Source organism: Candidatus Nitrosocosmicus franklandus (assembly GCF_900696045.1).
GTDB classification, from domain to species: domain Archaea; phylum Thermoproteota; class Nitrososphaeria; order Nitrososphaerales; family Nitrososphaeraceae; genus Nitrosocosmicus; species Nitrosocosmicus franklandus_A.
Genome location: NZ_LR216287.1, coordinates 2,060,859 through 2,086,787, shown reverse-complemented (window position 1 = coordinate 2,086,787; position 25,929 = coordinate 2,060,859). Strand labels below are relative to the sequence as shown.

34 protein-coding genes are annotated in these 25,929 nt (G+C 35.2%); 19 read left to right on the top strand and 15 right to left on the bottom strand.

The window, feature by feature from the left end; translation table 11 throughout:
* Positions 1–272 precede the first annotated feature (272 nt).
* Positions 273–1,187 carry an adenylate/guanylate cyclase domain-containing protein gene (locus tag NFRAN_RS09830; protein WP_134484823.1) on the top strand — a complete coding sequence of 305 codons (915 nt, stop codon included), beginning with the start codon at positions 273–275 and terminating at the stop codon, positions 1,185–1,187.
* Between the two features lie 338 nt (positions 1,188–1,525).
* Positions 1,526–1,657, top strand: coding sequence for a hypothetical protein (locus NFRAN_RS14370; RefSeq protein ID WP_269472323.1), 132 nt, complete (start codon positions 1,526–1,528; stop codon positions 1,655–1,657).
* 328 nt (positions 1,658–1,985) lie between these two features.
* Here NFRAN_RS14370 and NFRAN_RS09825 read toward each other — a convergent pair whose 3' ends face one another.
* On the bottom strand, positions 1,986–2,504 hold the full coding sequence (locus tag NFRAN_RS09825; protein WP_134484822.1) for a GTP-dependent dephospho-CoA kinase family protein: 519 nt from the start codon (positions 2,502–2,504) through the stop codon (positions 1,986–1,988).
* A 227-nt stretch (positions 2,505–2,731) separates the two neighbouring features.
* Positions 2,732–3,817, bottom strand: a complete 1,086-nt coding sequence (locus NFRAN_RS09820; protein WP_134484821.1) for an Mrp/NBP35 family ATP-binding protein — start codon at positions 3,815–3,817, stop codon at positions 2,732–2,734.
* 162 nt (positions 3,818–3,979) lie between these two features.
* Between NFRAN_RS09820 and NFRAN_RS09815 the strand changes: the two genes are divergently transcribed.
* From NFRAN_RS09815 to nadC, 3 genes are read left to right on the top strand one after another with little or no spacing between them, the layout of a single operon-like run.
* Positions 3,980–4,630, top strand: a complete 651-nt coding sequence (locus NFRAN_RS09815) for a DNA-directed RNA polymerase (protein ID WP_134484820.1) — start codon at positions 3,980–3,982, stop codon at positions 4,628–4,630.
* Between the two features lie 28 nt (positions 4,631–4,658).
* Positions 4,659–4,847 (top strand): transcription elongation factor subunit Spt4, encoded by a 189-nt coding sequence (gene spt4, locus NFRAN_RS09810; RefSeq protein WP_134484819.1) that lies wholly within the window; start codon positions 4,659–4,661, stop codon positions 4,845–4,847.
* Positions 4,848–4,858: 11 nt separating this feature from the next.
* On the top strand, positions 4,859–5,782 hold the full coding sequence (gene nadC, locus NFRAN_RS09805) for a carboxylating nicotinate-nucleotide diphosphorylase (protein WP_134484818.1): 924 nt from the start codon (positions 4,859–4,861) through the stop codon (positions 5,780–5,782).
* Positions 5,783–5,908: 126 nt separating this feature from the next.
* On the opposite strand, the gene nadA is transcribed toward nadC, so the two are convergent.
* The gene (gene nadA / locus NFRAN_RS09800) at positions 5,909–6,859 is read right to left on the bottom strand and encodes a quinolinate synthase NadA (RefSeq protein WP_134485804.1); all 951 of its coding nucleotides are present in this window, start codon (positions 6,857–6,859) and stop codon (positions 5,909–5,911) included.
* A gap of 149 nt (positions 6,860–7,008) precedes the next feature.
* On the opposite strand from nadA, the gene NFRAN_RS09795 reads away from it, so the two are divergent.
* On the top strand, positions 7,009–7,188 hold the full coding sequence (locus tag NFRAN_RS09795) for a 30S ribosomal protein S30e (protein ID WP_134484817.1): 180 nt from the start codon (positions 7,009–7,011) through the stop codon (positions 7,186–7,188).
* On the opposite strand, the gene NFRAN_RS13920 is transcribed toward NFRAN_RS09795, so the two are convergent.
* Positions 7,185–7,337 carry a hypothetical protein gene (locus NFRAN_RS13920; RefSeq protein ID WP_172602265.1) on the bottom strand — a complete coding sequence of 51 codons (153 nt, stop codon included), beginning with the start codon at positions 7,335–7,337 and terminating at the stop codon, positions 7,185–7,187. The genes NFRAN_RS09795 and NFRAN_RS13920 overlap by 4 nt on opposite strands.
* A 389-nt stretch (positions 7,338–7,726) precedes the next feature.
* Between NFRAN_RS13920 and NFRAN_RS09790 the strand changes: the two genes are divergently transcribed.
* The gene (locus tag NFRAN_RS09790) at positions 7,727–8,179 is read left to right on the top strand and encodes a 50S ribosomal protein L15e (RefSeq protein WP_134484816.1); all 453 of its coding nucleotides are present in this window, start codon (positions 7,727–7,729) and stop codon (positions 8,177–8,179) included.
* A gap of 16 nt (positions 8,180–8,195) precedes the next feature.
* Here the strand turns inward: NFRAN_RS09790 and NFRAN_RS09785 are convergent, their stop codons facing one another.
* The 4 genes from NFRAN_RS09785 to NFRAN_RS09775 all read right to left on the bottom strand — a co-directional run bounded on the left by NFRAN_RS09785 (position 8,196) and on the right by NFRAN_RS09775 (position 10,444).
* Positions 8,196–8,615, bottom strand: a complete 420-nt coding sequence (locus NFRAN_RS09785; protein WP_134484815.1) for a DUF6659 family protein — start codon at positions 8,613–8,615, stop codon at positions 8,196–8,198.
* 521 nt (positions 8,616–9,136) lie between these two features.
* Positions 9,137–9,397, bottom strand: coding sequence for a hypothetical protein (locus NFRAN_RS09780; RefSeq protein ID WP_134484814.1), 261 nt, complete (start codon positions 9,395–9,397; stop codon positions 9,137–9,139).
* 65 nt (positions 9,398–9,462) lie between these two features.
* Positions 9,463–9,633: a hypothetical protein gene (locus NFRAN_RS13915; protein WP_172602264.1), complete on the bottom strand. Its 171-nt coding sequence runs from the start codon at positions 9,631–9,633 to the stop codon at positions 9,463–9,465.
* Positions 9,634–9,832: 199 nt separating this feature from the next.
* Entirely contained in the window at positions 9,833–10,444 is a 612-nt protein-coding gene (locus tag NFRAN_RS09775; RefSeq protein ID WP_134484813.1) for a hypothetical protein, read from the bottom strand.
* A gap of 430 nt (positions 10,445–10,874) precedes the next feature.
* Between NFRAN_RS09775 and NFRAN_RS09770 the strand changes: the two genes are divergently transcribed.
* The 7 genes from NFRAN_RS09770 (at position 10,875) to NFRAN_RS09740 (ending at position 16,562) form a co-directional block, all read left to right on the top strand.
* Complete coding sequence (locus NFRAN_RS09770) at positions 10,875–11,831, top strand: formyltetrahydrofolate deformylase (protein ID WP_232037991.1); 957 nt, start codon at positions 10,875–10,877, stop codon at positions 11,829–11,831.
* A gap of 44 nt (positions 11,832–11,875) precedes the next feature.
* The gene (locus NFRAN_RS09765) at positions 11,876–12,607 is read left to right on the top strand and encodes a creatininase family protein (protein ID WP_134484812.1); all 732 of its coding nucleotides are present in this window, start codon (positions 11,876–11,878) and stop codon (positions 12,605–12,607) included.
* Between the two features lie 101 nt (positions 12,608–12,708).
* Positions 12,709–12,942 carry an LSm family protein gene (locus NFRAN_RS09760; RefSeq protein WP_134484811.1) on the top strand — a complete coding sequence of 78 codons (234 nt, stop codon included), beginning with the start codon at positions 12,709–12,711 and terminating at the stop codon, positions 12,940–12,942.
* Between the two features lie 53 nt (positions 12,943–12,995).
* Positions 12,996–13,166, top strand: a complete 171-nt coding sequence (locus tag NFRAN_RS09755) for a 50S ribosomal protein L37e (RefSeq protein WP_134484810.1) — start codon at positions 12,996–12,998, stop codon at positions 13,164–13,166.
* Between the two features lie 71 nt (positions 13,167–13,237).
* A complete protein-coding gene (locus tag NFRAN_RS09750; protein ID WP_134484809.1) occupies positions 13,238–14,221 on the top strand; it encodes a hypothetical protein in 984 nt (327 codons plus the stop codon).
* A gap of 92 nt (positions 14,222–14,313) precedes the next feature.
* Positions 14,314–15,039, top strand: a complete 726-nt coding sequence (gene rpiA, locus NFRAN_RS09745) for a ribose 5-phosphate isomerase A (RefSeq protein WP_134484808.1) — start codon at positions 14,314–14,316, stop codon at positions 15,037–15,039.
* Between the two features lie 38 nt (positions 15,040–15,077).
* Complete coding sequence (locus NFRAN_RS09740; protein ID WP_134484807.1) at positions 15,078–16,562, top strand: dihydroorotase; 1,485 nt, start codon at positions 15,078–15,080, stop codon at positions 16,560–16,562.
* Positions 16,563–16,593: 31 nt separating this feature from the next.
* Here NFRAN_RS09740 and NFRAN_RS09735 read toward each other — a convergent pair whose 3' ends face one another.
* A complete protein-coding gene (locus NFRAN_RS09735) occupies positions 16,594–17,052 on the bottom strand; it encodes a hypothetical protein (RefSeq protein WP_134484806.1) in 459 nt (152 codons plus the stop codon).
* Positions 17,053–17,645: 593 nt separating this feature from the next.
* Between NFRAN_RS09735 and NFRAN_RS09730 the strand changes: the two genes are divergently transcribed.
* Both NFRAN_RS09730 and NFRAN_RS09725 read left to right on the top strand, forming a co-directional pair.
* A complete protein-coding gene (locus NFRAN_RS09730) occupies positions 17,646–18,383 on the top strand; it encodes an ABC transporter ATP-binding protein (RefSeq protein WP_134484805.1) in 738 nt (245 codons plus the stop codon).
* 282 nt (positions 18,384–18,665) lie between these two features.
* Entirely contained in the window at positions 18,666–18,998 is a 333-nt protein-coding gene (locus tag NFRAN_RS09725) for a hypothetical protein (RefSeq protein ID WP_134484804.1), read from the top strand.
* 67 nt (positions 18,999–19,065) lie between these two features.
* Here NFRAN_RS09725 and NFRAN_RS13910 read toward each other — a convergent pair whose 3' ends face one another.
* The 5 genes from NFRAN_RS13910 to NFRAN_RS09705 form a co-directional block, all read right to left on the bottom strand.
* Positions 19,066–19,662 (bottom strand): hypothetical protein, encoded by a 597-nt coding sequence (locus NFRAN_RS13910; protein ID WP_172602263.1) that lies wholly within the window; start codon positions 19,660–19,662, stop codon positions 19,066–19,068.
* A 175-nt stretch (positions 19,663–19,837) separates the two neighbouring features.
* The gene (locus NFRAN_RS09720; RefSeq protein ID WP_172602262.1) at positions 19,838–20,440 is read right to left on the bottom strand and encodes a metallophosphoesterase; all 603 of its coding nucleotides are present in this window, start codon (positions 20,438–20,440) and stop codon (positions 19,838–19,840) included.
* A 262-nt stretch (positions 20,441–20,702) separates the two neighbouring features.
* Positions 20,703–21,278, bottom strand: a complete 576-nt coding sequence (locus NFRAN_RS09715) for a hypothetical protein (RefSeq protein WP_145988071.1) — start codon at positions 21,276–21,278, stop codon at positions 20,703–20,705.
* Positions 21,279–21,334: 56 nt separating this feature from the next.
* Complete coding sequence (locus NFRAN_RS09710) at positions 21,335–22,003, bottom strand: TfuA-like protein (RefSeq protein ID WP_134484801.1); 669 nt, start codon at positions 22,001–22,003, stop codon at positions 21,335–21,337.
* Entirely contained in the window at positions 21,979–23,328 is a 1,350-nt protein-coding gene (locus tag NFRAN_RS09705) for a YcaO-like family protein (protein ID WP_134484800.1), read from the bottom strand. The genes NFRAN_RS09710 and NFRAN_RS09705 overlap by 25 nt, the downstream gene beginning before the upstream one ends.
* Positions 23,329–23,547: 219 nt before the next feature.
* On the opposite strand from NFRAN_RS09705, the gene NFRAN_RS13905 reads away from it, so the two are divergent.
* From NFRAN_RS13905 to NFRAN_RS09695, 3 genes are all read left to right on the top strand, one after another.
* Positions 23,548–23,724: a hypothetical protein gene (locus NFRAN_RS13905; protein WP_172602261.1), complete on the top strand. Its 177-nt coding sequence runs from the start codon at positions 23,548–23,550 to the stop codon at positions 23,722–23,724.
* A gap of 37 nt (positions 23,725–23,761) precedes the next feature.
* Positions 23,762–24,562: a hypothetical protein gene (locus NFRAN_RS09700; RefSeq protein ID WP_134484799.1), complete on the top strand. Its 801-nt coding sequence runs from the start codon at positions 23,762–23,764 to the stop codon at positions 24,560–24,562.
* Between the two features lie 283 nt (positions 24,563–24,845).
* On the top strand, positions 24,846–25,304 hold the full coding sequence (locus NFRAN_RS09695) for a hypothetical protein (RefSeq protein WP_134484798.1): 459 nt from the start codon (positions 24,846–24,848) through the stop codon (positions 25,302–25,304).
* 132 nt (positions 25,305–25,436) lie between these two features.
* On the opposite strand, the gene leuD is transcribed toward NFRAN_RS09695, so the two are convergent.
* A complete protein-coding gene (gene leuD / locus NFRAN_RS09690) occupies positions 25,437–25,928 on the bottom strand; it encodes a 3-isopropylmalate dehydratase small subunit (RefSeq protein ID WP_172602381.1) in 492 nt (163 codons plus the stop codon).
* Position 25,929 lies beyond the last annotated feature (1 nt).

Genomic DNA, 25,929 nt, shown 5'->3' with positions numbered 1-25,929 from the left:
CAAGTCAAAAAAAACAAGGAGTAAGATATATTGATGGATTTATCAATGATAATTTGCCATAGATATTTTAATGATGTCTTGAATTTAATTTAGTAGTAGTAGTAGTAGAGATACAGAGGTAGGCAGGTGAGAAAGAAATTTCAAATTCAGATGAGGACGCTATAGGAAGCAACGATAACGATATTCAACAATCAAACAAGATTGATAAATATGAACAACATCAGACGATCATCAACCTTTTTGACTCAGGAATTCCCCCAGAAATTATTTCTTTGCAACTAGATATTGACCTAGAGGAAGTCACAGATGTCATTAAGAATGTAAATGATAAGAAAGAAAGAGAAAACAACAGTAGATTAATAAGCAAAGCTAAAATAAACGACCTCTCCGTTTTCCACGTTGATGCTCTGATCGATATTCAAAAGGTTATTTCTGCTTCTCAATCAAGCATGTGGAAGGCCCTAAGGGCAGATCCTATTTTCACCGCCCCCTTCGAAGAAACACAAGAAATTCTAAGTGAGTATAATTATGACAAAATCAAACTGATAATTTTGAATATCGATATAGTAGGCTCAACAAAACTCTCAATGAACCTTCCCATCGAACGAGTTTCAAAAATCATACAGACATTTACTCAAGAAATGACAAAAATTATCCGTCTTTATGGTGGATATGTGCTAAAATACATAGGCGATGCAATAATTGGTTTTTTCAACGTAAATTCGGATCATCTATACACATTTTGTATTAATGCTATTAATTGCGCTCGCACAATGATAAAAGTGATTAATCAAGGATTTAATCCAGTGTTTGCACAATACGATTATCCAGAGCTTGGAGTTAGGATAGGAATAGATTACGGTGAGAACGTGATCGTAAAGTATTATCCACATGTAGACAAGATAAATGATTTATCAAAATATGATTATAAAACCATCCAAAAGAGCAGCGACATAATTTCAGCAAAGAAACCAGTTTACGACATATTAGGGTATACCATTAGTATTGCTTCAAAAATGACAGCATATGCACGAGTCAATCACATAATTGTTGGTCAGCTCATATATGACGTTCTATCCAAAGAGGAACAAGAATACTTTTCTGTAGTGGATATCAATCCTGAAAATTGGAACTATATTAGTGATGTAACAGGTTCTGTTTACAAACTATACCAAAACAGAGCATGATCAACTAACCAGATCTAGATCTCATCAAATAGTACATGTAGAAAAAAGATCCTGACGGATGTTAAATTGAAAAATTATTCAGATTGTCATCTTACTGGATCAGAATGTCTAGCATAGTTGTTGCTGTTGATCTATTAATGATATGAATAGCTATAGGTATGATGAGGATCTTTGTTACCACACATATATTGACGTAATTAGTAAGATAATGTAAAAGGGTACAACGAAGTGGCCACTACTACATCAGCATAGACCGACCTTGAATGCGTATTCATTTGCTAGAATATGATCACAAGAATAGAGATAAGGATTTATTTTAAAAAGCCCCATACAATTTCATGTCTAAGGTATGTGTATTCTGTGACGCTGCTCTGACAAATGAATCAGATAGTGTATGTGAAGACTGCAGAAGAAAGTACAAAATAGTTTCACACGATGTGGGCAAAGATGGCTGCGGATGTGATAGCTAACGATTATAATTTTGAAACATCGAGGGACTGACTAACTTTTTTAATCGATAATACCGATATTGCTATTGCCATTTCCACTACTGCTTTTGCTGCTGCGCCTTGAATATCATCATCATCGCTTCTTTACTATGCCCCAACCAGGTCACTTCTCTTCTCTTTTGGCCCTTTATGAGGATTTTTAACATTCACGTGTTACAACAGAAAACTAATACAGTATTTCAGCAGGGTCATGGTCAGGGTCAGGGTCAGGGTCAGACAATGGTAAAATCAAATCATCTCCTTTAGAATCATACAGCCACCGTATCATCATACCCTGTGTCAGACAATTTTAAATAAACACTTTATTAAATATTGACGCAGCCCTCTTCCTTGAATCCTCTGTTACGTGAACAATAACCAAACCCTCATTTGGTTGTCCGTAACAAATCATCCAATCGTTTGGAGAATACATAAAAAATGGAAGAGCTACAAGATCCTCTTCTCCATCGATAAGTATCCGAATTCTGGTTTTCATATCATCATTGGCATTGGCCAAAACTAATTCCCTTATCTCCCTGACTACCTGCTCTGATAATTCTCCGGGTTTGTTTTGAAAACGGATTGTTTTATCCACAGGGTATTCAAATTTTGAGGTCTTTACAACCCTCTTTTCTTTACAGTCTGTAACTGAAATGTAAGGTATAATTCCAAATCCAACCAACCTTTCTGTAGTTGTATCACCAACTGCTACGACCTGTTGTGCTTGGCTCAATATTTCTGTTACCGTTTTAGCAGTAACTTCATCATCTTTTATCAAGATCCCAAAGGGCTTTTTTAGTACATCTAATTTTGTTGGATCCAGTATCATTTTTTAATTTAATAGTAATAGTAGTAGACTGGGTGTATATATCAGTAGTCTATTCAGACATTTTTTAATTTAATTTTTTTTAAGAACGATTTTCTGTTAGATAAAAAGGGCAAAACAAATGGCTATTTTTATTTATAATCAGGTATTGGTTTGATCCGGAAGGGTTTTGTGTGTGAGTGCGCGATTATTTATTCTGGATGTTACTATTATTCTTTTATAAAACCATGCTACTTTTCTTGAGATTGTTCTTGAGACTTTTCCTGCTCCATCAGTTCTGATGCAATAACACTAATTCTTCCAGCGGTAATCTTTGATATTTTATTAAATGCTTGGGCATATTCGGAGTCGGGATCGGAGATAAGAACAGATGTACCGGTATCACTGCCTTTCATTATTTGAGAAGTAAGAGGTATTTCTCCTATAAATGGAATCTTGAATTGCTCGCTTATCTTCAAACCACCTCCTTCACCAAAGATGTGGATTTTTTCGTCGCAATTAGGGCACTTTAAGTAACTCATGTTTTCGATAACACCTATGATTGGAATGTTTAACTTGTTGAACATACCTATAGATTTGACTGCCACATTCATGGCTACTTCCTGTGGGGTAGTAACGATTAAAATTCCTGTTATTGGAATAGTTTGAGCCATAGTGAGTGGCGCATCTCCTGTACCTGGCGGAAGATCGATGATCAAATAGTCCAGCTCACCCCAATTAACATCTGTAATAAATTGTTTGACTATTCCAGCAATAATCGGTCCACGATAGATTCCAGCCTGCTGAGACTGTTCATAGAAAAATCCCATAGACATTACTTTAACATTCTCAGCAACTGGAGGCTGAATCTTGCCTTCAATGACCTCGGGAACATCCTTAAGTCCCAACATCAATGGCACACTTGGTCCATAAACATCAGCGTCCAAAATACCCACTTTAGCCCCAGTCTTTGCCAAAGCAACGGCCAAGTTTACCGAAACAGTAGTTTTACCTACACCTCCTTTTCCGCTTGCTACGGCCAAGATATTTTTGACTCCTGGAAGAATTTGATCCATGGTTATTGTTCGACCCTCCATAACACGGGCTGTTACCTTTAAATCCAGGTCTTTGATACCCAAACTTGAAATCGTATTTCTTACATCTTGTTCGATCTCACTGTTAAAAGGACAGGCAGGAGTAGTCAACTCTAATGTAAAAGCAAGTTTATCGTCATTAATTGTAATATCTTTAATCATCCCCATAGATACTATATCTTTGTGTAACTCAGGATCTTTGACATTTTTTAAAGCACTAATGACTTTATCCACAGTAACCATGATGATATAAAAATCGGGTTACGATTCTATTTAAATCATTCATTCTCAAAAGTAATAATAACAAAAGATTAAAAACTAGGCTCATAACTTTCCATAACCTACTATCCAAAAAAACATAAAGTTCATAAACTGATGGTTCTGGATATATGTCTTATCTTTATTATGTTTGCTATAGCACATATGTCCGACGTAGTGAGAATCCCCCCAAGTAAGCTAACTAATTCTCTAAAATCAACAGCTATTGGAATTTTAAAGGAAAAATATGAAAGTATGGTTAGCGCTGATCTCGGTTATGTTATTCAAATAATTGATGCAGAGACCAATGCCGTGGGAAAAGTGATTGCGGGCGATGGTGCTACTTATCACAAGGTTAATTTCACGGCCCTGACATTTTATCCAAAGCTTCACGAGGTAGTTGAGGGTGAAGTAGTCGAAATTACTGATTTTGGTGCGTTTGTCAGGATAGGACCTACTGATGCACTACTACATTTGTCACAAATTACAGACGATTATTTGAAAAGTGATGTAAAACAGGGTTTGATATTATCAAACCAATCTGAAAAAACGCTTCGGATTGGGTCCAAAATCCGTGCGAGGATAACTGCGATAAGTTTGGGCAAGAGTGCATCTATGGGTAAGATCGGTATAACTTGTAGGCAGCCGTTTTTGGGCGCCCTGGAATGGGTAGAGAAAGAAATAAGACGTGCACAGGGAGAAAGCAGTAGTAGTAAGGAAAGCAAGGAAGGCTCCGGCAGTACAGGAGATAATAAAGCTACTGCAGAGGCCAAATCAGGAAAAAAAGACAAAAGATAAAAGAGCAATATTGAAATAGTGATATGTATTGGTAAAAGAAGTTGCATGTAAGAAATGTAAAGCACTGACAACAGGTAAAATGTGTCCGGTTTGTAAATCTACAGAACTAACAAAAGACTGGTTTGGAATCATGTTAATACTCGAACCCAAAAAATCAAAGGTTGCAACAACTTTGGAAATAACAGTTCCCCACAAATATGCTCTAAAAGTAACATAACATAATTTGAATTGAAAAATTTTGATACTATTTACAATTATGATAACCTAAAGGGAAATTTTTTTTTCAATTCCGAATTAGAATTAAGAGCCATTTTAGCTAATTTTTTAAAAGAGGATATTGGGACAGGTGATATCACTAGTAATTTGTTAATTCCAAAGGAAATAGAATCGTCAGGAACTATAGTATGTAAGACAAAAGATAATACCAAGTCTATTGTAGCAAGCGGTCTTAAGGAAGCAATACTAGTTTTCGAAATTTGTGGGTGCAAGGCAACACCATTGGTAGAAGACGGTTCAATTATTTCAACAGGTACAGAAATAATGTCAGTTAATGGTTCAGCCAGATCTATTTTAAAAGCTGAACGAACAGCACTGAACATAATAATGCGTATGAGCGGTATTTCAACCAAAACCAGGCAGTTTGTAGATAAACTTGATGACTTGGCGCAGGTGGTTCGCATAGCGTCGACAAGAAAAACGGCCCCAGGATTAAGATACTTTGACAAAAAGGCAGTGATCCTAGGTGGAGGAATTTCACACAGAACAAGAATGGATCAATTGATACTAATAAAAGATAACCACATATCTATTGTGGGATCAGTAAGAAAGGCAATCGAATTAGCAAAAAGAGCATATGGAAATAATAGAATAATAGAATGCGAAGTAGTAGACCAAAATGGCATCTTTGAAGCTATCAGGTCTGGAGCCGACATCGTAATGTTGGACAATTTCACTCCTGAAAGGGTAAGAGGTTCGTTGGAGGAAGTTAAGAAAGCCGGTTTGCGAGATAAAATAATCATAGAGATTTCAGGAGGTATCAACTACGATAACATTTATGATTATGCCTCCTCGCGTCCAGATGTAATTTCCATTGGCTCATTAACTCATTCTGTTGAATCAATAGATTACAGTCTGGAGATTTCCAGCAGATAAACAGATCAATTGAAAGCAAAAAATCAGTATCATTGTTACAAAAATTGTTTTTATCTATGTTGATAACTACCTTTAGAGTCTATTTTTATGTTTTAAAAAAAGAGATAACAAAAAAAGGAAAAACGACTATGATATCGCAAGCATTCTCTCTATTGGTATAATAGCCTTTCTTGCAATATCTTCAGGTACCTTTACCTCATATACATCATTAACTAGTGAATTGTATACTTTTTCAATAGTAATCTTTTTCATGTACTTGCAAATTGCATCCTCCTTTACAGGAATGAATTCCTTGGAAGGATTTTCCTGACGCATTCGAGATAATATTCCAACCTCAGTTGCTACGAGAAATTGATTATTTTTCGATACCCTTGCCTCATTCATCATACCTTCAGTAGAAAGTATCTTACTTTCTCCGTTAATATCTCCGTTTGAAATATGGTAAAGTGTAGAGGAAGTACAGCTACATTCGGGATGTACCATGAATTCAGCATTTACATACTTGTTTAACATACGGTTAATATCTTTGTCAGTTATGCCAGCGTGAACATGACATTCGCCAGGCCAAATCTTGATGTTTTTTCTTTTGGTAACCTCTGCTACATAAGCACCCAAAAACATGTCAGGCAAAAACAAAATAGTGTTACTTTCAGGTATACTTTGTACTACTTTTACTGCATTAGAAGACGTGCAGCAATAATCTGACAACGCCTTTACCTCTGCAGATGTATTTACATAACTAACTACTACAGCATCAGGGTTTTCATTTTTCCATTTCAAAAGTTCATTTGGATTAATAGATGAAGCCAATGAGCACCCTGCTTCCAAATCCGGAATAAGCACTTTCTTGTCAGGACTAATTATTGAAGCAGTTTCAGCCATGAAATGAACTCCACAAAATATTATATACGAAGCATCTGTCTCTCCGGCCAATCGAGATAATTTTAGAGAGTCACCTACAAAGTCAGCTACATCCTGAACAGGAGAAATCTGGTAATTGTGAGCTAGAACGATAGCATTCTTCTCCTTTTTGAGTCTTTGAATCTCTTTTGTAAGGTCTAAATTCAGAACTGACATTAATTGCATAACAGATAGAGGGATTCTTCAATTTAAATAATGGTGATTTAGTATTTGATTGCCATGAATTTTTTAATCATGGTAAGAGTTGCCTATATCCTAATGTACTAGTTGTATACAATAAATATGAGATTCGTCATACATAAGTTATGCCGACTCACGGATCGTTAACAAAAGCTGGAAAAGTTAGAGGACAAACCCCTAAAATTCAGGCAAGAGAAAGAACCAGTCCCCCTTCAAGGGTTAGGAATAAGAATAATTTCGTAAAAAGATTTGAAAAAAGGATTCAACCCGGTCAGAAAAAACCTGAAAGAATGGGTAGACGTTAGGAATATACAAGTAGTAGAAAAAGAGATAATCCAATCTCTTCTTCAATTTTTTTGTGCTCCTTAGATTGTCTTTCTATTTCCGCTTGTTCTGCTTGTGCCCACTGCCATCCATTACAATCACCTTCATATATCCCCTTCCTGTCTTTCATCAACCAACCTTACTTTCAATTTAATATCTGGATAAATGCAGGGGCAACATCAAAAACATCTTATTTGTGGGAGTGCTTTTTACAACAATTATCCTCTTGCTATCGTATCGAACACCACAGCTATACTACTAATATTAATCCCACCAGCACCATCACCAGCACTATCACCATCATTACCGCTCCCCCTTGTCAATAGTCTATTTACAACCGCTACCGCTTGCTCGTCATTATTGTCATTACCGCATCATGTGGATCGACTTCCTCCTAATCCCCATATACCACCCTATAAAAGTAGCCTTTTATATCAACTCAAATCCATCATTATTTGAAGCAGCGTGTTAGCCTCACCCAAATAAAATATTAATGGGTAGAAATAATTCAAGGATATAATGTATAGCCATATTGCGGAAACATGGAAGTCAATGTTGAAAACAAGGCCTCAGGAATTAAAGAGTAAAGCATATCAATGGAGAAGAGAATCCACAGTAAAGAGAATCGAACATCCTAGTCGTCTTGACAGAGCTAGAGCATTAGGGTACAAGGCTAAACAAGGTGTCGTTGTTGTAAGGATTCGTGTTGGCAGAGGAGGAATGAGAAAACAACGTCCAGTAGCAGGAAGAAGACCCAAACACATAGGCGTAGTTAAGATAAAGCAAAAGATAAGCATGAAAAGAGTGGCCGAAAGACGTGTTAATGAAAAATATGTCAATTTAAAAGTAATGGGATCTTATTTGGTTTACCAGGATGGAATGTATTCATGGTTTGAGGTAGTTTTGGTTGATCCGAATCATCCATCAATAATAAAAGATAAGGAAATGCGCAGTAGAATAAACTTTAATTAGATTTTCATTTTACTTTTCACTCTAATTCTTTGACTTTTGTAATTATATCATTTACACGATCAAGTGTGACTTCTTTATCAGTCGTAATATAATAAAGCACTTCTCGACTTTGTGAAGGAATTAGTATCAATGTAACATGTTCGTTTTTGGTAATTGAAAATAGAGTTTTTCCTATAGAAGCATCAAATGAATTTCGCAGCTGTTGTCTTACAGATTCAATGAAATGTTCATCTCTTGCTTGCTCAGGATTCAAGAGAGGCCTTGTTCCTTTTCTAAGCTTACCAGCAATCGTTCTACCGAACTTGTTGAGTATCCCAACATACCGAATTTTATCAGAAATATTTAAAAAATCCACACATTTATTCTGGAAGTTTAATTTTTCAGCATCAGCTACAGTAGCGGAAGCAGAAGAATTACTAGAATCGTTCTTGTCCATTTGATAGATCTTTATCATAGTTTATATAAAAAGCGTATTATCCGAACTGAATTCTGTTCCATCGGTATCGACACACATATTGTAATTGAGGCAAGGATTTGAATCGCCATACATTATTCGACGTTCTGTTCTCTTAGTCTATTTGTTGATTGGCTTCCAATGAATTTGACATGACTTTCATTAGAAATATCCAACAACCTTCATAAGGAAATGGTGATCGGATAGAAAAAGAGCGAAAGAAAGTATCAACGGTTCGGTTTGTCAACTCCATAAAACAGGCGGCGGAATCAGACGTTTGGAATGATCTATGTAAGATGATAGGTAGTAGAAGTAGATGTACTAATAATAGTAATAGCTAATTTGATGAATGGCAAGGACACTCACATTGAACCATCTTCATATCAAAAGAACAATCCTCATCAGGACCACATGTTTCATTCATCGGCCAGCTACCAGGACAGTCAGAATGTTTTTCTCTCTTGCAAAAGAATGTAAGAAACATATTGTCTAGTTTAGTCATTTTAGATATCTATATTAAATAGTTGTGGTGCATAAATTGAACCTTCCCTCACTTTTTTTACCTTTGCAACAGATAAGTAATGAGGCCAAAGGGTAATCATGATGGATCCTTCCGGTACATTTTCAGGAGACTCGATTATAACTAAATCTTTTAAGTCGACACCATGTTCAATTAATTTTTCCTTGCTTCTGTCTATCAATTCTGCAGGCATCCCACTGCTGTATAGATAGACTTTATCGGTGTACTCTATTTTACTTGACACTAGTTACTTTAAAAATTCTGCAATACAAAAACGTTCCCTTAAATTGGCAGAAAATTAGAAATAATTCACAATTCATCTATCTTATATTTGGTTGTGCACCCCACGCATTCATAAATCTCATTACCAACTTGTCCGGAGACGTTGAACCTTACAATAGTTTTGCATTTAGGACACCTTCCCTCAGTAGATTTAGTCTTTCTTACAGGTCGTGTAGTCTTCCTTTTTCTACTACCCATATAACATATTTACTAATCTTTACCTTCTAATAAATCAATTTAATTAAGCCAATAATTTTGATAATTATGTGGTATAATTATTAGCTATTATGTAAATAGGCAGATATTGCCAAAAATCAAAAAATATTTTTTCGTTCTGTAGGATAGATATATCTAAACTAACTAGAATTGAATAATTATAACAAACAAAAAAGGATGATTAATCCTGTCCTAGTGCGTTATTTCCTTCGTTATCTTGGCCTTGGAAGCTCAATTGGTTACATGAAACTATTGCTTCTTCACCAGAAACACACTGTGCATTTTGGTTATTTTCTTGCTCTTGCTCAATACCTTGATCTCCGTCATTACCTTTCTTTCCTTTCTTTCCATCTCCACTTTGTTGTCCTGCTGCATTATTTCCGTCGTTGTCTTGATCTTGGAAGCTTAGGTTGTTACATGAGGCTAGAATACTATCGCCGGCAACACATTGGCTATTTTGTCTGCTATCCTGGTCTTGCTCTATCTCTTGGTCGCTATCGTTACCCTTCTTTCCTTTACCATTTTGTTGTCCTGCTGCATTATTTCCTTCGTCATCTTGATCTTGAAGGCTCAATTGGTTACATGAAAGTACGACATCTTCACCAGAAACACACTGTGCATTTTGACGAGACGATTGCCCTTGCTCTATCTCTTGGTCGCTATCGTTACCCTTCTTTTTCTTCTCTTTTGCCAAAACATCACTTACTGCTAAAGTGGGACTCAATAACATAACAAAGGCGACTACAGCTACCACAGCTAAAATAAGTGGTTTCCTATTGTTTAATGTAATCATTACAATTTAAGGTAATGTGTATAATATTTATGATTCTTAAAACGATCACATTATAATTTTCGTATATTATTTTACTGAATAAGAAACTGGTGAATTATTGCTAAAGAATAGTCTAGTCACAATATATGCAGGTTGATTACAAAGTATAGCTTGTAAGAATTGCAGAGGCTCCTTTTCAGAAAAAACGGGTGAGATGGATCTCTAGAATAGTTGTATAGAAAGTAAAGACAAGAGAGGAAAAGTATTACCAGTGATCAATATTTGTATCTATCAGAAGTGGCAAATAGACGCAAAAAATATCTGTTAAACAAAACTAACAAGTACCAATAAAGGTCCATTTCTTATTGCGATAATAAAGATACTATAAATTCGTACATGAAACGTTGTGTGTATCATATTTATCCTGGATTGCAGATCTCTTTGAACGTAAATGACAAAGAGTGAGCAAGGTGAAGCAAAAGACATGAAAGAAGACAAAGAAGAAGAAGAAGACAAAGAAGAAGAAGAAAATAACAATAACCTTGAACGTAATCAAGATAAAACTAAACCCAAAACCTTTGTGGAAGTAACTATAGTTGGCAAAGATAAGAAGGGGATAGTAGCTGATACAACTAGCTATATTTTCAAAAATGGAGGGAACATTGAAAAAATTAACCAGAATGTAGTCAAAGGGCTCTTTGGCATGCACCTAGAGGCATCCTTTCCTGTAATTGACAAGACTAGAATGAAAAGGGAGCTCGATGTCCTAGGAAAGAAACTTGAAATGGAAGTTAAAGTTCATTTCCATGAAGAAAACAAAATAAAAAATGTTGCAATATTGGTTAGTAAAGAAGATCATTGCCTACTAAAGATATTAAACGCCCATAAAGCAGGTGAAATTAAATGCAATATTTCATTGATAATCGGCTCCGATGAAAAACTCAAGTCTATTGCTGAATCCTTTGCTGTTCCCTTTTTCTTTGTTAATCATACTGAACAAAGTGTAGCCGAAAGGGAGATCTTAGAGTTAATTGAAAGATTTGACATTGACCTAATTGTCCTAGCACGGTATATGAGAATATTAACCCCCAATTTTGTTTGGCGTTATCCTAACAGAATTATAAACATTCATCCTTCATTATTGCCTGCATTTCCGGGTGCTTTCGCATATGTCCAAGCTTATGAAAGGGGAGCAAGAATTATAGGCTGTACTGCACATTTTGTTACCGAGGACTTAGATCAAGGTCCGATCATCATTCAAGAGTCATTTAAAGTCACTCAAGATGACACACTAGAAACAATCAAGGCCAAAGGACAGAGCGCAGAAGCGTTTGCATTACTTGAGGCTGTAAAACTCTTTTTGGAGGACAGATTAGAAGTAAATTGGGGAAAAGTTAGTTACAAATAGATATCACATTTTTTAATCCGTTGTCCAGACTTTATTTATAGGTCATGGATATTAAATTTATTAGTCAAGGCAATTTTTCTAGTCTGCTCCAAAACTCGCAAATTGACTTAGCCATCTTGCCTCTTGGCTCCACAGAACAACATGGAGACCATCTACCGCTTGCCACAGATACCCTGATAGTAGAACATATCTCAAAAATATTATCTGAAAGAGCAAGAATGATTCTTTTGCCATCTATTTTCTATGGGGTATCCTACGAGCACGAACCATTGTTTAATATTTCATTGGATTATAACGTATTAGTAGACCTTATTTCAAATATTTGCAATTCGTTATATAAACAGGGTATTAAACGAGTATTTGTAATAAATGGTCACCACGGAAATTTGGGTTTGCTACAATATGTAGGACAGAATTTATTTACTAAATACGGTATCGAATCGAACTTTTTTTATTTCATTAATTATTGGCAAATGATCGATCAAAAATTTGATCATGCTGGAGAAATCGAGACATCTCTTATGCTGGCCATTAATCCTGAGCTTGTTAAAATGGACGTGTCGAGACAAGGTTTTGACATCACAAACGAAAAGGACAAGGATCTATATAAGATGGGATTGAACATGTCCATTAATAGTCCGGGTGGATTTGTTAAATTCACAAAAAACGGTATCTGGGGGAATCCTCAAAATGCCACTATAGACAAGGGTCAAAAAATGCTTGTGCAAATAATCGAAAACACATTAAAATTGTTTGCAGATCCAAGATTTGTGTAATATCAATATCAACGATAAAAACGACAATAACAGTGCTTAGGATTGTAAAAAACTAAATTTAATATAGAACATCGATTTGATACACAATAGGTTAGATAAGTTTGTCGGTAGATATGGCAGTTAAAGTCCTCGATGAAAGCCTCGGTAAAGATGTATTGATAAAATTAAAGGGTGGCAAGGTAATCAGAGGAAATTTACAAGGTTTTGATCAACATATGAATCTATTATTAGAAAGCTCCGTCGAAATTTTGGAAGAAGGTAAGACTGATGAAATTGGAAATATTGTGGTTAGAGGGGATAATGTAGTTATCATATCTCCACCACAGTACAAATAACAAGGTAGTAGTAAAATAAGAATAAAAGGGAGAGAAGGAGGTAACAAGGTAGTTTGACTAAAGGAACAACTTCTATGGGTAAATTTACCCGAAAGAAAACCCACATAAGGTGTAGAAGATGTGGTCACAATTCATTCCATAGGCGAGGGAAAGAATGTGCAAAATGCGGATATCCTGATCCAAAGATTAGAAAGTACAAGTGGATCAAAAGACGAGTAAGATAATTTAAAATCTTTACCAGTTAATAAAATCCATTTTTATATTTCCAATCCACGTATACACATAGTCAGCAAGAATGTTAGATATACTCATATTTTCAAGTTCTACTGCTTTAGGCATAATTTGCGGTATTTTTCTTTACAGATACATCAGTAAGGGAAAACACGATAAACACAATTTGCTTGGCAATGTAAAATATGAGCTAAATAATCTATATTTTGAAAAGGCAGTTGCCTTAGATGCTCTTGGCAAAATAAAACAATATTTTGATGAAAAGAGAATTGATGAGTATGAAAGGGACAGATTATCTCGCAAGTATATCAATATGCTAGATAACTATAACAAACGCGTCTTTCAGCTCAATCCAATACTCGAAGCTCAAGAAATTTACGAATATAAGAAACAATTAGAATCCCTGCTAACAGAATACACAAAGCGAATAGACTCGAAACTGGCGAGTATGACGGGTTATCCAGAATTCAAAAACAAACCGCAAAAAGGATCAGTAAATAAAATAGCAAAAACCGAGCAAGTAGTAGGAGAACACAGGAGAGGAATCGAAGTAGCGAGAGACACGGCATTGACAACAATGTCAGTAAATAATCCCACAGTCAAATCGCCATTAGTGTTTGAAAACACCGGTTCTCAAAGGTCTCTGGTTAGTCGACTTAAATCGTCTATCTTAAAAATTAAACCTAGAAAATTTAATGAAGACAAAAATGAGGAAAATTCCGAAAAGAACAAGTCTTCTGAGAACACAACACAAGGTAATAACGACACTTCTCCAATGACAGATGAGAAAAGTCCTGAAGAGAAAATCATCAGTAACAGCAGCAGTAGTAGTAATAGTAGTAGCAGTACAACAAGTAATACCGATAACGAACATAATGATATCAACAACCAAACAATATACAAAATAGAACATGATTTAGAGTCAATATCAAATGAACCCCGATCCAAAGACACGAATAAGACCGAAAAGGTAAATGTTGATGTCAAGGAAATAGACAAGATCCAGAGGGATATTCTAAAGACGTTAAAGCGATTAGAAGAGTCTTAAACAGCAGATCATTGTTGCAATATTTGTGTCGTGCCTTTGTCTGTCTCAATCGATTTAAATATTCTTCATTTTCTCTTTATTCATAAGAAATTATGTCCGTTTCTACTGCAAGCACTAAAAATAATGGCACATTAGATAATAGTTTCGAAAACATTGCAAAAGATATCATAAGATATCAACTTTCTGAAAAACAGCTACTCGTGGGATTGGGAAGTGGTAGAGCAGTAACTAAAATTGTAAAATTATTACCGGATGAGGTGGCTGAAAATTGCGAATTCATATGTACTTCTTTGCAAATAAAAATTGAAGCAGAGAATAAAAACTTGAAAATAATAGACGAATCGCAAATACCTCTCATCGATATTGTCATAGACGGAGCTGATCAAATTGACGACCGATTCCACCTGATAAAAGGTGGTGGAGGAGCATTGCTTCGTGAAAAAATTCTGTATTTCTCTGCAAAAAAAAGGATAATTGTCGCCGATTATACGAAATTTGTCTCCAGTTTTTCCAGATCGGTTCCAATTGAAATATTACCATTTTGTAGAACTGCCGTAATTCCTTTCCTTCAAAAGATTGGTGGTACACCAGTGCTTAGAACTTTGGACAAAGGGTACCCATATGTAACAGAGAATGGAAACCTAATTTTGGATGTCATGTTTAACGACTATTCGGACATTCTAGGAATTGAGAGAGAGTTAAAAAAGATCCCAGGAATAATGGAAACAGGATTATTTATCCCGGCCCCTGACCTTTGTTACTGTGCCCTCAACGACAACCAATTTAAAAAGCATGAGACAAATGTCAGTTCAAAATGACTCGTTTGTCTGAAATATTTAAAAAAGTGTAGAAAATCATGGGCGGTAATAGTAGTAATAGTAGTTGTGATTTATTAATCAGAAATGCAAATATTGTGATTCCCAAAATGGGAATAATCAAAAGCAATATTTTGATTGAAAACGGAAAAATAAAAGAATTGACAAACTCCATTGACAACGTTTCATGTGATAGATCTATTGATGTAAACGAGAAATATGTATTACCGGGACTAATCGATCCACACGTACATTATGGAGTTTTTTCACCAATCGAATTGGCTTCAGAGACAGAGTCCAGATCTGCTGCCGTTGGGGGGGTAACAACAATAATGCGTATGCTACGGGTTTATGAACCCTATACTCAAAAAATCTCAAAACATTTGCATGCCAGTGCAGGAAATCATTTTATAGATTATTCCATTCATGCATCAATCCTAAATCCCAATCAGATTCAAGAGATCTCTTACTTATATGACATGGGTATACGCTCGTTTAAGCTGTACATGAATTTGGGATCCACAGATAACAGAATACTAATGGACATGAATCCCTCTGAAAATCTGCTTTTGCCAGAAAATGTTCATGTTACAGATGATCTCTGTTCAAAGGTCCTCTTTCACTCCTCAAAATTAAAGAATTCAGTTGTGCTGGTTCATGCTGAAGATCATGAAACTTGTTCAAAATTAATCGAAGAAAAAAAAGAAGAACAATCAGCAAAGAAGATTGATGATAATAAAAATAAACAGTCTCGGGATGAGAATCCACTAAAAACATGGTCAGAATGTAGACCTACCACCAGTGAATCTACCGCAATAAAGAAAATAATGAACATAGGTAGACAGTATGGAACAAATTTGTATTTTGTTCATATTGGTTCAAATGACGCATTAGATACTATATTGTATGAAAAACAGGCAGGAGGATGTAACGTATATGTTGAAACATGCCCCCATTATCTTACTCATTCCGTCGATTACAATAATTTAATAGGAAAAGTAGTACCGCCTCTACGGACAAAAAACGATGTTGCCAGTTTATGGAACGCTATTAAGAATGGTCTAATTGATACCATAGGAACTGATCATGTTGCAAATACATTGGATTTAAAGCTTGGAAATCAAAATGATGTTTGGACCGCATTAGCAGGCTTTCCAGGTGTTGCAACAATGTTGCCAGTTTTGTTACATTATGGTGTTATTATGAGACAGTTATCACTTGTTCGATTAGCAGAAATTACCAGTTATAATACCTCAAGAATATTTGGACTTTATCCAAAAAAGGGAACTATACAAAAAGGTTCAGACGCCGACCTGGTTGTGATAGATTTAGATATTACAAAAAAAGTGAGCCCAGATATCTTGCAATCGTCATCTGATTATACTATCTATGACGGTTATCAGTTGCAGGGTTGGCCAGTTTTGACCATATCAAGAGGTAAGATAATAATGGAAAATGGAAATGTGTACAATGAAAATAAAGGTCACGGAGAATTTGTAAAGTTATGTCTAGACAAAGTCTACTAAATAATAAATTTAGGATTTAAATATCAATCAATCACGGAAATGGGATTGCACTGGAATAATCTTTTTCTTCATCGTCTGATTCGTCAGCTACATTAGAGTTGAATGGTAAAGACATAGGTACATCATCATCGTTATTGTTATTGTTGTTGTTGCTATCGTCTCCATTGCTACTGCTACTGCGGCCATCATTGTCTTTGTTGTCATCATCATCATCATCATCACTATTACTACTACTGCTACTGCGGCCATCATTGTCATCGGTGTTGTCATTTCTGTTACTTACGTCGCTTTTATCGTCATTTCTATTGTTGCCATTATCATCGCCATTATTGCCTGCACATTCATCACAGGTGCTTACACCACTAGAATCGGGAAGTAATTCGTTTAACGGATTAATTTGAGTAGAGTTATTTTGATTAATGCCAGTAGTAGCATTTACTACCGCAAAATCATTAAGGGTAAAAACTAGCGTAGCAATCATTGTAAGCATAATACCATAATATTTCAACCCGCGATTCATATGTTTAATTGATTTATTAGAATTACATATTAATGGATTTTGATAAATATTTCTATATTATTATTTTATATGAAAAGCATTGTATATTAGGGCATATTATTAACAAAGCTTACGTTAAATTTGTTCATATCAGTAGTCTTAAATTCACTGACTATTTGGTAAGGTGGAGTAAGGAGTGGAATTATACTTCTATCAATATTCCCTTGCCCATATATATTAAAATTAATAATCTCAATGTTTAGTAACATTACCCCGCTAACAAAGGTAGATAATATTATTAAGGTAATTTTTTTCATAAGATTATTATATTATATTTTACTGTAAATAATATTTAAGTTTTGATAATCATTTAGTTGTATTTGTATACAAAGCGATCAAGCAAGCAACCAGATATCCTTATAATATAGAGTTTATAATCTTCTGAAAGAATCGTCATCAAATCTCAAAAAGGAAAGAACAATGACTACTTGTATACCCTAGTTACATTAAATTTGTTGTAGTATCAGAGAACATAAGGAACTTGCCTTGAATTAATAGCGTCAAAACCAAATTTAAAGAGTAATATGACAGACTCGTTAAATTTAACATCATCGTTGTTGTCTGATCAATCCCCTCCGATTCTGAGAGTTAAACATATCTATAAAAGCTATAATTCATCAGCAGAGGAAATATCAGTACTCAAAAATATCAATTTTGAAGTTATCAAGGGCGAGTTTGTAGCTATTGTTGGTCCATCAGGGAGTGGAAAATCCACATTGTTAAACATCATAGGTACGTTGGACCGACCCACAGATGGAGACATTTTCATAAATGGGCAAGATGTTTTTGCATTAGACGATCGCCATCTAGCTTATCTGCGCAATAACGCCATAGGTTTTATTTTTCAGTCATATAATCTGATAAACAGAGCATCAGTATTGAAAAATATTGAAATCCCTTGCATAATAGCAGGAGTGAGCAAGAGGGAACGCCTAGAAAGAGCATCTAAAATCATGAGTCTTCTTGGAATTAATGATAAAGGCAATTTTAAACCCTATAATCTTAGCGGAGGTCAACAGCAGCGTGTAGCCATTGCCAGAGCCCTAATGAATAATCCATCAATAATACTGGCAGACGAACCCACGGGGAACTTGGATACCAAAACAGGAAAAGAGGTATTTGATCTTTTAAAAATGCTCTCAAGTAAATACGGGAGAACAATCATCATGGTCACTCACAATCCCGAATTGGCAGAAAAGGCTGACCGGATAATACATCTAAAGGACGGCGAAATTGAACGCGAGGAGCGTATTGCAACATGAGATACCGGAATGATTGCGATACGATCATCGATAGCATAATTTGAAATAATCACTACACATGTTCAAGAATAACTCAGTTCTAAAGAAAGGCTATGACAATTTGCTCCACCTGCAGAAGTGAGTTACATTACTTGAGTAAGAACTATATTGGTAATTAAGAAAAAAATGAAACGTCAAATTTGATTCTAAAGCTAAAGCTTTTGACGTCTGAAAACGTCTAAATTTGCTAAAATTTTTGATGAATTAAATATTTATTATATTGATTACCACTATAAATGATAAATGAAAAAAGAATTCATAGTTGCTAAAATCGAGGCATTAACCGATGGATCTCCATACATCTATGTGTCTTTCAAAGATCCGAATGAATATTTAAAATCTGGCGATAAACAAATGAATCCTTTTGGTCCAAACGTAATGGCATTTACTTCTCCAGAGGACCTAATGAAGAATTTACCAAAGGCAATGTCTAACATAACAAATATGTTTGGCGGAGGAGGAATGAGCGATTCACCGACATTTAAAGTCAGTATGAGAGAATACGAGGAACTAAAAATCAAAGTAGGAGATAAAGTAGTCATAGATATTCAAAAATACGAGCAAAACGATACCTAATTTTTTCTACCTTCAGGATTTCGATCATTCCAAGAAACAGATAAAATATTGAAACAAAAATAAAATATTATTCTTCAGTAATCAGCTCTGAGTTATTTTTCCTTTCGGATTCAATTTTCATGTGCTCTTCTTTATCTTCAATAGTAGTCATTATAGCGCCGCAATCGAAACAGAAATAATTTGATGTAATTTTAGGAACTGACAGAGATTCTCTATTCAGATTGTTGTATTCGGGTATAGGATTAATGACATTTGATTTTTGAACTGTATGCGAATTGGCAGAATCAATTTCTGTTTGCGTATTTGTGGTGGTATTTGTAGTAGAGGTTGGGACACTTACTGGTTTTTCTGCTCTTGTTTGAGTGGAAGACGAGGAGGAGGAGGAGGATGATGATGGTTTAGTGGTTGTTGATGATGGGGATGATGGGGATGATGGGGATGATGGGGATGATGGCGAGGACGATGATGATGGTTTAGTGGTTGTTGATGATGGGGATGGTTCGGTCTTTTGAATTTTATTACCTTTATCGTTATTATTGCCGCTGATGGTGCTGCTACTGCTGCTCTTTGCATCGATAGTTCCATCATTTTTTTTGTGAGATTTATTATTACTACCACTTGATTCTTTAGATTCGTTTACTTTGGCCTCGTCCTTATCACTCATATTAAACCTAGAATATCTTATTCATGATTTTATATATTATTTACTAGATAAAGTAAACAAAATACACAGACAAGTTCAGACGGGCAGTCAAAAAAAGTTCTAGCTTGCAAGCCGAAATTCAACTTTCTTCTTTTTCTAAATTATTTAACATCCTTCTTTATCTGTTAAGTCAGAATTAATTCCTAGGAATGGGTATGAATCTGGCGTGGTATTGTTCTTTGGCCTCACCCTCTTCTGCACCTTCCTCCTCCTTCTCCTTTACCACCTCATTCTTCTCTGAATCAGAGTAATCTGGATCATAAATTATAACGGATGGAAGATCGTTGGATGACGAAGGGAAAAAACCAGTATTTAACGGACCAGGATTCAGTACTATTGTCTTGCCTATTTTTTCCATTCTTTTGATATGAGTATGCCCCAGAATTAATAAGTCAAAAAGCTGGCTTTCAATTAAGGCATTGCAAAGTTGTAAATTTGTTCCATGATAGATTCCAACTTCCCTACCTTCAATGGATACCTTTCCAAATTCATTTAAGAAGTAGGCGTTTTCAAGTTTACTAAATTGATTAATTAAGCCGGTCAATTCCCCATCGTTGTTTCCTCGCACGCCATAAAATTTTGTATTTTGTCTTAATTCACCAAATAATGCAATCATACCTGGATAAATATAATCACCGGCATGAAATACATGGTCTACTTTTAACATATTGAAAATTTCAATCGCCTTTCTTGTATTTTGAATATCGTCATGTGTATCGGAAATAATTCCAATCTTCAATAGTATTTACTGTTACTCTTGTCTAAAAAAATTCTTTGCCCTTATCCAAAACCTTAGATAATTTTAGATATACTGGTACACACATACACACTCCTTAAATGCAACAATATGAGGAGAAGTAGTAGTAGTAGTAGTAGTATTTTGCAAGCGAGGGTATTTCATCTGGAATAATTCTTGTGTTTTATCGGTCAGTCAAAATAGAGTCATATTAAAAGTTTTAAAAATAATATATCTTGGATAATCCGCCAAAGCCTAAACATCACTAATTTTTTTTTACATATATAGTGGATTTCTTACCTGCTCTATTAATCACAAAAAAGGCATGACATGAAATAATTAGTGCGGCAAGGGTCATTTTGGTAGCAAAGACAAGATTCCATGGTGTCTCCGGATTGGGGTAGTTGATGTTAATATCGTCAACGTTTAGATAATTATTCATAGTGTTTACGGTAATAAGAGAGCCCCAAACCGTAAAATTATAAACAAATTCATATGCTGATACCGTGATTAATACTAGTGCCAAAACCGACAAAACAGATCGTACGATCTTTGGAGTATTCTGAACCCTCTTATAACCAATTTTGGTAACACAATACCAAGTAATTACAGAAAACACCGCAAGATAAGATACTAATTTGCCCGCCCCTTCGAAAAGGAGATCGTTTTTTACGATTATTTCACCAATATTGATTGTTCCAGTTACGTTGTACTCCACCCAACTCCAGTACATTCCAAAGGTCGTGATATACAGCATCATGAATGCCGAAAAGTAAAAAAATACCACATAGATATGGTATGAATCTACACGCGAAAAAAAATGAGACAGGCGGTTATTCATGATTAATTTTTTAATTAATTTGAGTAGATATAAAATTACCTTAACTTTTTGATTTTTTAATTGATTGATTCGATATGCTTCTTTATTCGCTTTAATAGCAATACTGCATCTTCTTCCTTCAAACTCCTTCTATTTGTTTTAAGATATTCTCTAAACTGTTCTACCTGTGACCTGATCTCTGGATGTTTTGTTTTACACTTGTCTAGAATATCATCATAGGTCCTGTAGGGAAAATACGTTTGTTTGGATATTCTAAGTATAATCCTCTTGGCTTCTTTGTCAATAACCTTTGATTTATGGGCTAAGAACAGGTTATACCTTATATCTATTAGTGCTTCAGATTTAAAATTTGAATAATCAGTAAAAGTAACGGCTACCTCATCATCAGAATCTATTATACCCTTTCTAAACAAGTTAAATATCTTGCCCACACCTATCATACCAAATTTAGAAAGCTCTACCGCACGAAGTGCTCCCAAGCTTGAAGAACCGTAGACTGTCGTTCCTTTCTTTTTTAAAAGGTTGTACACTTCGATTGGAGTAGGAGGGTAATCTTGTAGGAAAAATCCATCGATTAGTCCAACGATGCTAGTCTCTTTGAATACTAATTGCAAGATGTCACCTTTTTTGGCAGGTTTTCTATAATCGGCATCTAGGATCTTTTTGGCTTTCTCTATTGAGAGAGATGGGCCAAGAAAAATTATGGGCTTTTTTGTAAAAGACATTTTAAAGCACTCTCCTGTGCCCTGCGACCTACAGTTAGTTTGTTTATCTTGAAAGTTTCTAGTCCAGGAACAATAACTCTAACGACCGGTATTTTTAGTTTAGAATTTGTCATATTAACCACTATGGCGTTTTTGAAACCTCTATCTTTCAAGTTCTCAAGGATTAGTTTTATATCATCAAGTATATCGTCGTGATAGAATGAATTGACTTTAGAGAAATTTTTCTTGTTTTTGGAGGCCATAAATTGCCATGATCTATGTTCATCGCTGTTCTGAGGATCGTATTTCATCTTTCTCAGATCATCCCGAGATCCCTGAATATTAGCAGCTCTTGATTGGGAGACTTCAGTGATGGCTCGCATCAAAGCTATTCTAGAATCAGGATGAGTTCCATGACCCTCCACCAGATAGCCATAATCATGATTTACCCACTCAACGCTACTTGCTATGAAGGTGGGTATTCCTATGTCTGAAGTAACATCTTTAACAATTAATGAAATATGACACTTTTTGAACTGCCTGATTAGTTTTTTTGCAGGAGAATAGTCGACTTCATTTAGATCAATATCAGGATAAAGAGAATTATCGTCTATAAAATCTCTAGAATTAAGGGATTTTACTCCCACAACTCCATACTTTAGAAATTCATTTTCAATAGTCTTAAGAACATGATATTGAAAAGCACTGCTGGAAAATTCAGCAATGCTAACGGCATCCCTTTCGATAACTTCACAAAGTGCATGACAAACTGCTTCTTCCATTACATTTCCTGATGCCAATCCATTCGTATGAAAAAAAGAGTACGGATTTATAGATGGCGGGACAGGAGAGTACCTAAATATAACAAGAGGAGCTGGTACCAAGATATCTTTATGATTCAAAAGGTCGTAACCAATACAATAATCCATCATCATTTCATCATTTAATTGAAATGAGAGCGGTTCTATTACATCGTCGTATTTTAAAACATTATAGCTTTTTGATAGTTCTTTGTATGTTCCTTTTATGATTGTTCCTTCGTAGTTAGAAGGTAATGAAGAATACCTTTCAATGCTCTCCATCACGACACTTGCCTTTGCATGATTTTTTGTAGGACCCTTTCCACTATAGACCCAGATATAATCTTCTGTTCCAGGTAACACAGCTGAATAGTTTGGAATTCGCAACCTATCCATTTCCGTAATATCGGCTATTCTTGTAACACCTATTTCTTTGGCCAATGGAAGAACTTTTGCTAATGTCTCCTCTACAGGCTGAATTCTCGATGTTCCTTGCCTATTCCATTTTTTTCTGGACTCTAGTAATAAAACAGGTTCGCTTTTCAATAAGTATAAACAAGATATTTTTTGTCTGGAATATTATTTTAATTATTGGTTAACATATAAAGATCCTATCAACTGACATACTATGTAGGTTAGGTTATACCAATTTGAAAAAAGAATAAATTATGTTCCATGTGAACCTGCTTCACAGAATTGAAACGTTAAAGATAATATTTTTAATTCAAAAAAGTATATATATTCAAAATTTACTTGAGGAATTACTTGAGTTCTATTAACATGGATGCTGAAGTAATAAGTGAAATTTTGCTAAAGGCAGCCAGTGAACCAGAATTCAGGAAAAAATTGATAAAAAACCCCATGAAAATACTAGATTGTTACGATATCTCATCTGAGGCTAAAAAAATAGTACAAAAGAGTATAATCGATTTGGTTCAATGACATAGTATAAATCCCATCAATTACAAAATCTAGTCCCATGTGTGAAGTAGCGGCAAAAAGTCTTCGCCAAATAGAGTGTACACTGTCAAGGTTAAAAGGCACTCTTATTTTTGCTTCTAGCATACTTTTGATTTCAGCTCATGGATTGCTTTTTTACCCCTCTTTAACAACAGCGTTGGCGTCACCACCTGAATTCCAATACGAATCCGCAACTGCCCAAAAGTCAATGCCATCAGGCGACTACCTTGTTTCATATGAAAGTCAATATCAGATATCAAGTACCCCAAAAGTTCCAGACAATGTTAAACTTTCTGGTCTAAAATCATCCGGACCAACGATTACAGAACCACCAACATCAACATCAACATCAACATCGCCTTATTCGCCGTTGTACAAGATGGCCATCACGGGAACAGTTACATCTAAAGGTGATCCGATTCAAGGCACCGGACTTGAACAATCATATTATATATTTTCTGTTGACAGCAACAGCAGCGAGAAAACATATTCGGGACTGATCACATTTACTTCTAGCAAGCCTGTTCAACTACAATCAATAAACATTTTGACCTTAAATAATACCATTAAATTACCAATTCAATTTGGAACGCTGTATACATATCCTTTAAACAATTCGATAATAATCACCAGCAACCTATTTGATGAACCTAGGGTTACAGGCACTGCTGCATTCTCTGGTAATAGTCTACGTTTCATAGCAAACGAGCCTTTCCTTCTAACTTATTCTTTTAGTGGAGAACAGTTAGAATCGGCTGTAAAAAACGATATTGAGAGCGGTTTAGAAGCCTACCGAAAATTGATAGGAACAATATCCTGAAAGTTTATGGTATCTATATTTCTAGATCCGATTAAAAGAACATAACAAGTTGGTATTACACAAAGTATGTAGCTTATTTTATTTCCAGTATCCCTATTCCTTTTCAAGTAAGCGATCTCCATCACATTTATCGTTTGAGTGTCTACATGACCTCACACTCTAGTCTTCGAACCAGGTTAAACAATTAGTACGCAGGTGATGGTTGAAATTTGCTACTATATTATGTAGTTTACAATTTCAAGACGTAAAGAGTCATATCTCAATATATCTAAGCAAGTTCTGCATGCAAAATTTCAAGAATGTAGCAGAATCAAATTTTAAGGACTGTAAAATTAAAAAAGTCTTGTACACCAACAAGGTTGTTGGCAATACGATACAGAATAATTTCAAGATCAGCAACAGCAGTAGTAGTAGTAGTAATCAACAAGATGAATTAGACGTAATTGAAATCCATGCGCCGGAGTTGATCGTGGAAAAATTTACAGGAAAGCATTATAGTTTTGCATGTTCTTTGGCAGTACGCCTCATCCCCTACTACGGCACTATTCAATTTGCGTATGTAGAAAAACCAAACGAGGGTGGCGATGTTGTTATACTTGTAGTATATTATTCAAAAAGCAATAACACAATTGATGAAAATACAAAGAATCAAATGATGTTCTATCATTCTCAGCAAAGTCTTGATTTGAAATACTTGACTTTGGAGGAAATTATCCATGCTGCTGCTGCTGCTAAGGAATGAACACCCGGATGCAAATAACTCAGGTAAGAACGATACTTGTATGGACATACATACATACATACACTGACTTCTTTGCAATTGCAACTCTCTTACCCATTGGTTCGATCAGAATAATAGATAGATATGGTAAGGTTATGAAATCTTATAATTGAACAATCCTCCTGCCTCAATTATCCCGGCAATTATCTTACTAAAGGGTCTTATAGGATAAGTCTCATTTTTGGAAATATTCGTGATAAGATTCTGTTCGAGATCAATTTCTATTATTTCTTTATCTCCAATTTTTTCCAGAATATTTTCTTCTATTTCTATTGGAAGCAAATACCCCCCGTCAATAGAATTTCGATAGAAAATTCTTGCAAATGATGGAGCCAGTATTGCTTTAATACCGGTTTTTGAAAGAGCTATGGGAGCATGCTCTCGGCTTGAACCACATCCAAAGTTATGTCCAACCAACAAGAAATCCCCTGCTGATACTTTTTTTGTAAAATCCGGATCGAGTCCTTCCATTGCATGTTTGGCTAGTTCATCGTGATCATGAATTTTAAGATAAGGACCAGGAATAATTACATCGGTATCGATATTTGCTTTATTGTATTTATGAACAGTTCCTTTCAATTTCATC

Bases quoted from the DNA above. Each gene is read 5' to 3' on its own strand.
- NFRAN_RS14370 (WP_269472323.1), top strand. From the start codon at position 1,526: ATGTCTAAGGTATGTGTATTCTGTGACGCTGCTCTGACAAATGAATCA.
- NFRAN_RS09825 (WP_134484822.1), bottom strand. From the start codon at position 2,504: ATGATACTGGATCCAACAAAATTAGATGTACTAAAAAAGCCCTTTGGG.
- NFRAN_RS09820 (WP_134484821.1), bottom strand. From the start codon at position 3,817: ATGGTTACTGTGGATAAAGTCATTAGTGCTTTAAAAAATGTCAAAGAT.
- NFRAN_RS09815 (WP_134484820.1), top strand. From the start codon at position 3,980: ATGTTTGCTATAGCACATATGTCCGACGTAGTGAGAATCCCCCCAAGT.
- nadA (WP_134485804.1), bottom strand. From the start codon at position 6,859: ATGTCAGTTCTGAATTTAGACCTTACAAAAGAGATTCAAAGACTCAAA.
- NFRAN_RS09795 (WP_134484817.1), top strand. From the start codon at position 7,009: ATGCCGACTCACGGATCGTTAACAAAAGCTGGAAAAGTTAGAGGACAA.
- NFRAN_RS13920 (WP_172602265.1), bottom strand. From the start codon at position 7,337: ATGAAAGACAGGAAGGGGATATATGAAGGTGATTGTAATGGATGGCAG.
- NFRAN_RS09790 (WP_134484816.1), top strand. From the start codon at position 7,727: ATGTATAGCCATATTGCGGAAACATGGAAGTCAATGTTGAAAACAAGG.
- NFRAN_RS09785 (WP_134484815.1), bottom strand. From the start codon at position 8,615: ATGGACAAGAACGATTCTAGTAATTCTTCTGCTTCCGCTACTGTAGCT.
- NFRAN_RS13915 (WP_172602264.1), bottom strand. From the start codon at position 9,633: ATGGGTAGTAGAAAAAGGAAGACTACACGACCTGTAAGAAAGACTAAA.
- NFRAN_RS09775 (WP_134484813.1), bottom strand. From the start codon at position 10,444: ATGATTACATTAAACAATAGGAAACCACTTATTTTAGCTGTGGTAGCT.
- NFRAN_RS09770 (WP_232037991.1), top strand. From the start codon at position 10,875: ATGACAAAGAGTGAGCAAGGTGAAGCAAAAGACATGAAAGAAGACAAA.
- NFRAN_RS09765 (WP_134484812.1), top strand. From the start codon at position 11,876: ATGGATATTAAATTTATTAGTCAAGGCAATTTTTCTAGTCTGCTCCAA.
- NFRAN_RS09750 (WP_134484809.1), top strand. From the start codon at position 13,238: ATGTTAGATATACTCATATTTTCAAGTTCTACTGCTTTAGGCATAATT.
- rpiA (WP_134484808.1), top strand. From the start codon at position 14,314: ATGTCCGTTTCTACTGCAAGCACTAAAAATAATGGCACATTAGATAAT.
- NFRAN_RS09740 (WP_134484807.1), top strand. From the start codon at position 15,078: ATGGGCGGTAATAGTAGTAATAGTAGTTGTGATTTATTAATCAGAAAT.
- NFRAN_RS09735 (WP_134484806.1), bottom strand. From the start codon at position 17,052: ATGCTTACAATGATTGCTACGCTAGTTTTTACCCTTAATGATTTTGCG.
- NFRAN_RS09730 (WP_134484805.1), top strand. From the start codon at position 17,646: ATGACAGACTCGTTAAATTTAACATCATCGTTGTTGTCTGATCAATCC.
- NFRAN_RS09725 (WP_134484804.1), top strand. From the start codon at position 18,666: ATGAAAAAAGAATTCATAGTTGCTAAAATCGAGGCATTAACCGATGGA.
- NFRAN_RS13910 (WP_172602263.1), bottom strand. From the start codon at position 19,662: ATGAGTGATAAGGACGAGGCCAAAGTAAACGAATCTAAAGAATCAAGT.
- NFRAN_RS09715 (WP_145988071.1), bottom strand. From the start codon at position 21,278: ATGAATAACCGCCTGTCTCATTTTTTTTCGCGTGTAGATTCATACCAT.
- NFRAN_RS09710 (WP_134484801.1), bottom strand. From the start codon at position 22,003: ATGTCTTTTACAAAAAAGCCCATAATTTTTCTTGGCCCATCTCTCTCA.
- NFRAN_RS09700 (WP_134484799.1), top strand. From the start codon at position 23,762: ATGTGTGAAGTAGCGGCAAAAAGTCTTCGCCAAATAGAGTGTACACTG.
- NFRAN_RS09695 (WP_134484798.1), top strand. From the start codon at position 24,846: ATGCAAAATTTCAAGAATGTAGCAGAATCAAATTTTAAGGACTGTAAA.
- leuD (WP_172602381.1), bottom strand. From the start codon at position 25,928: ATGAAATTGAAAGGAACTGTTCATAAATACAATAAAGCAAATATCGAT.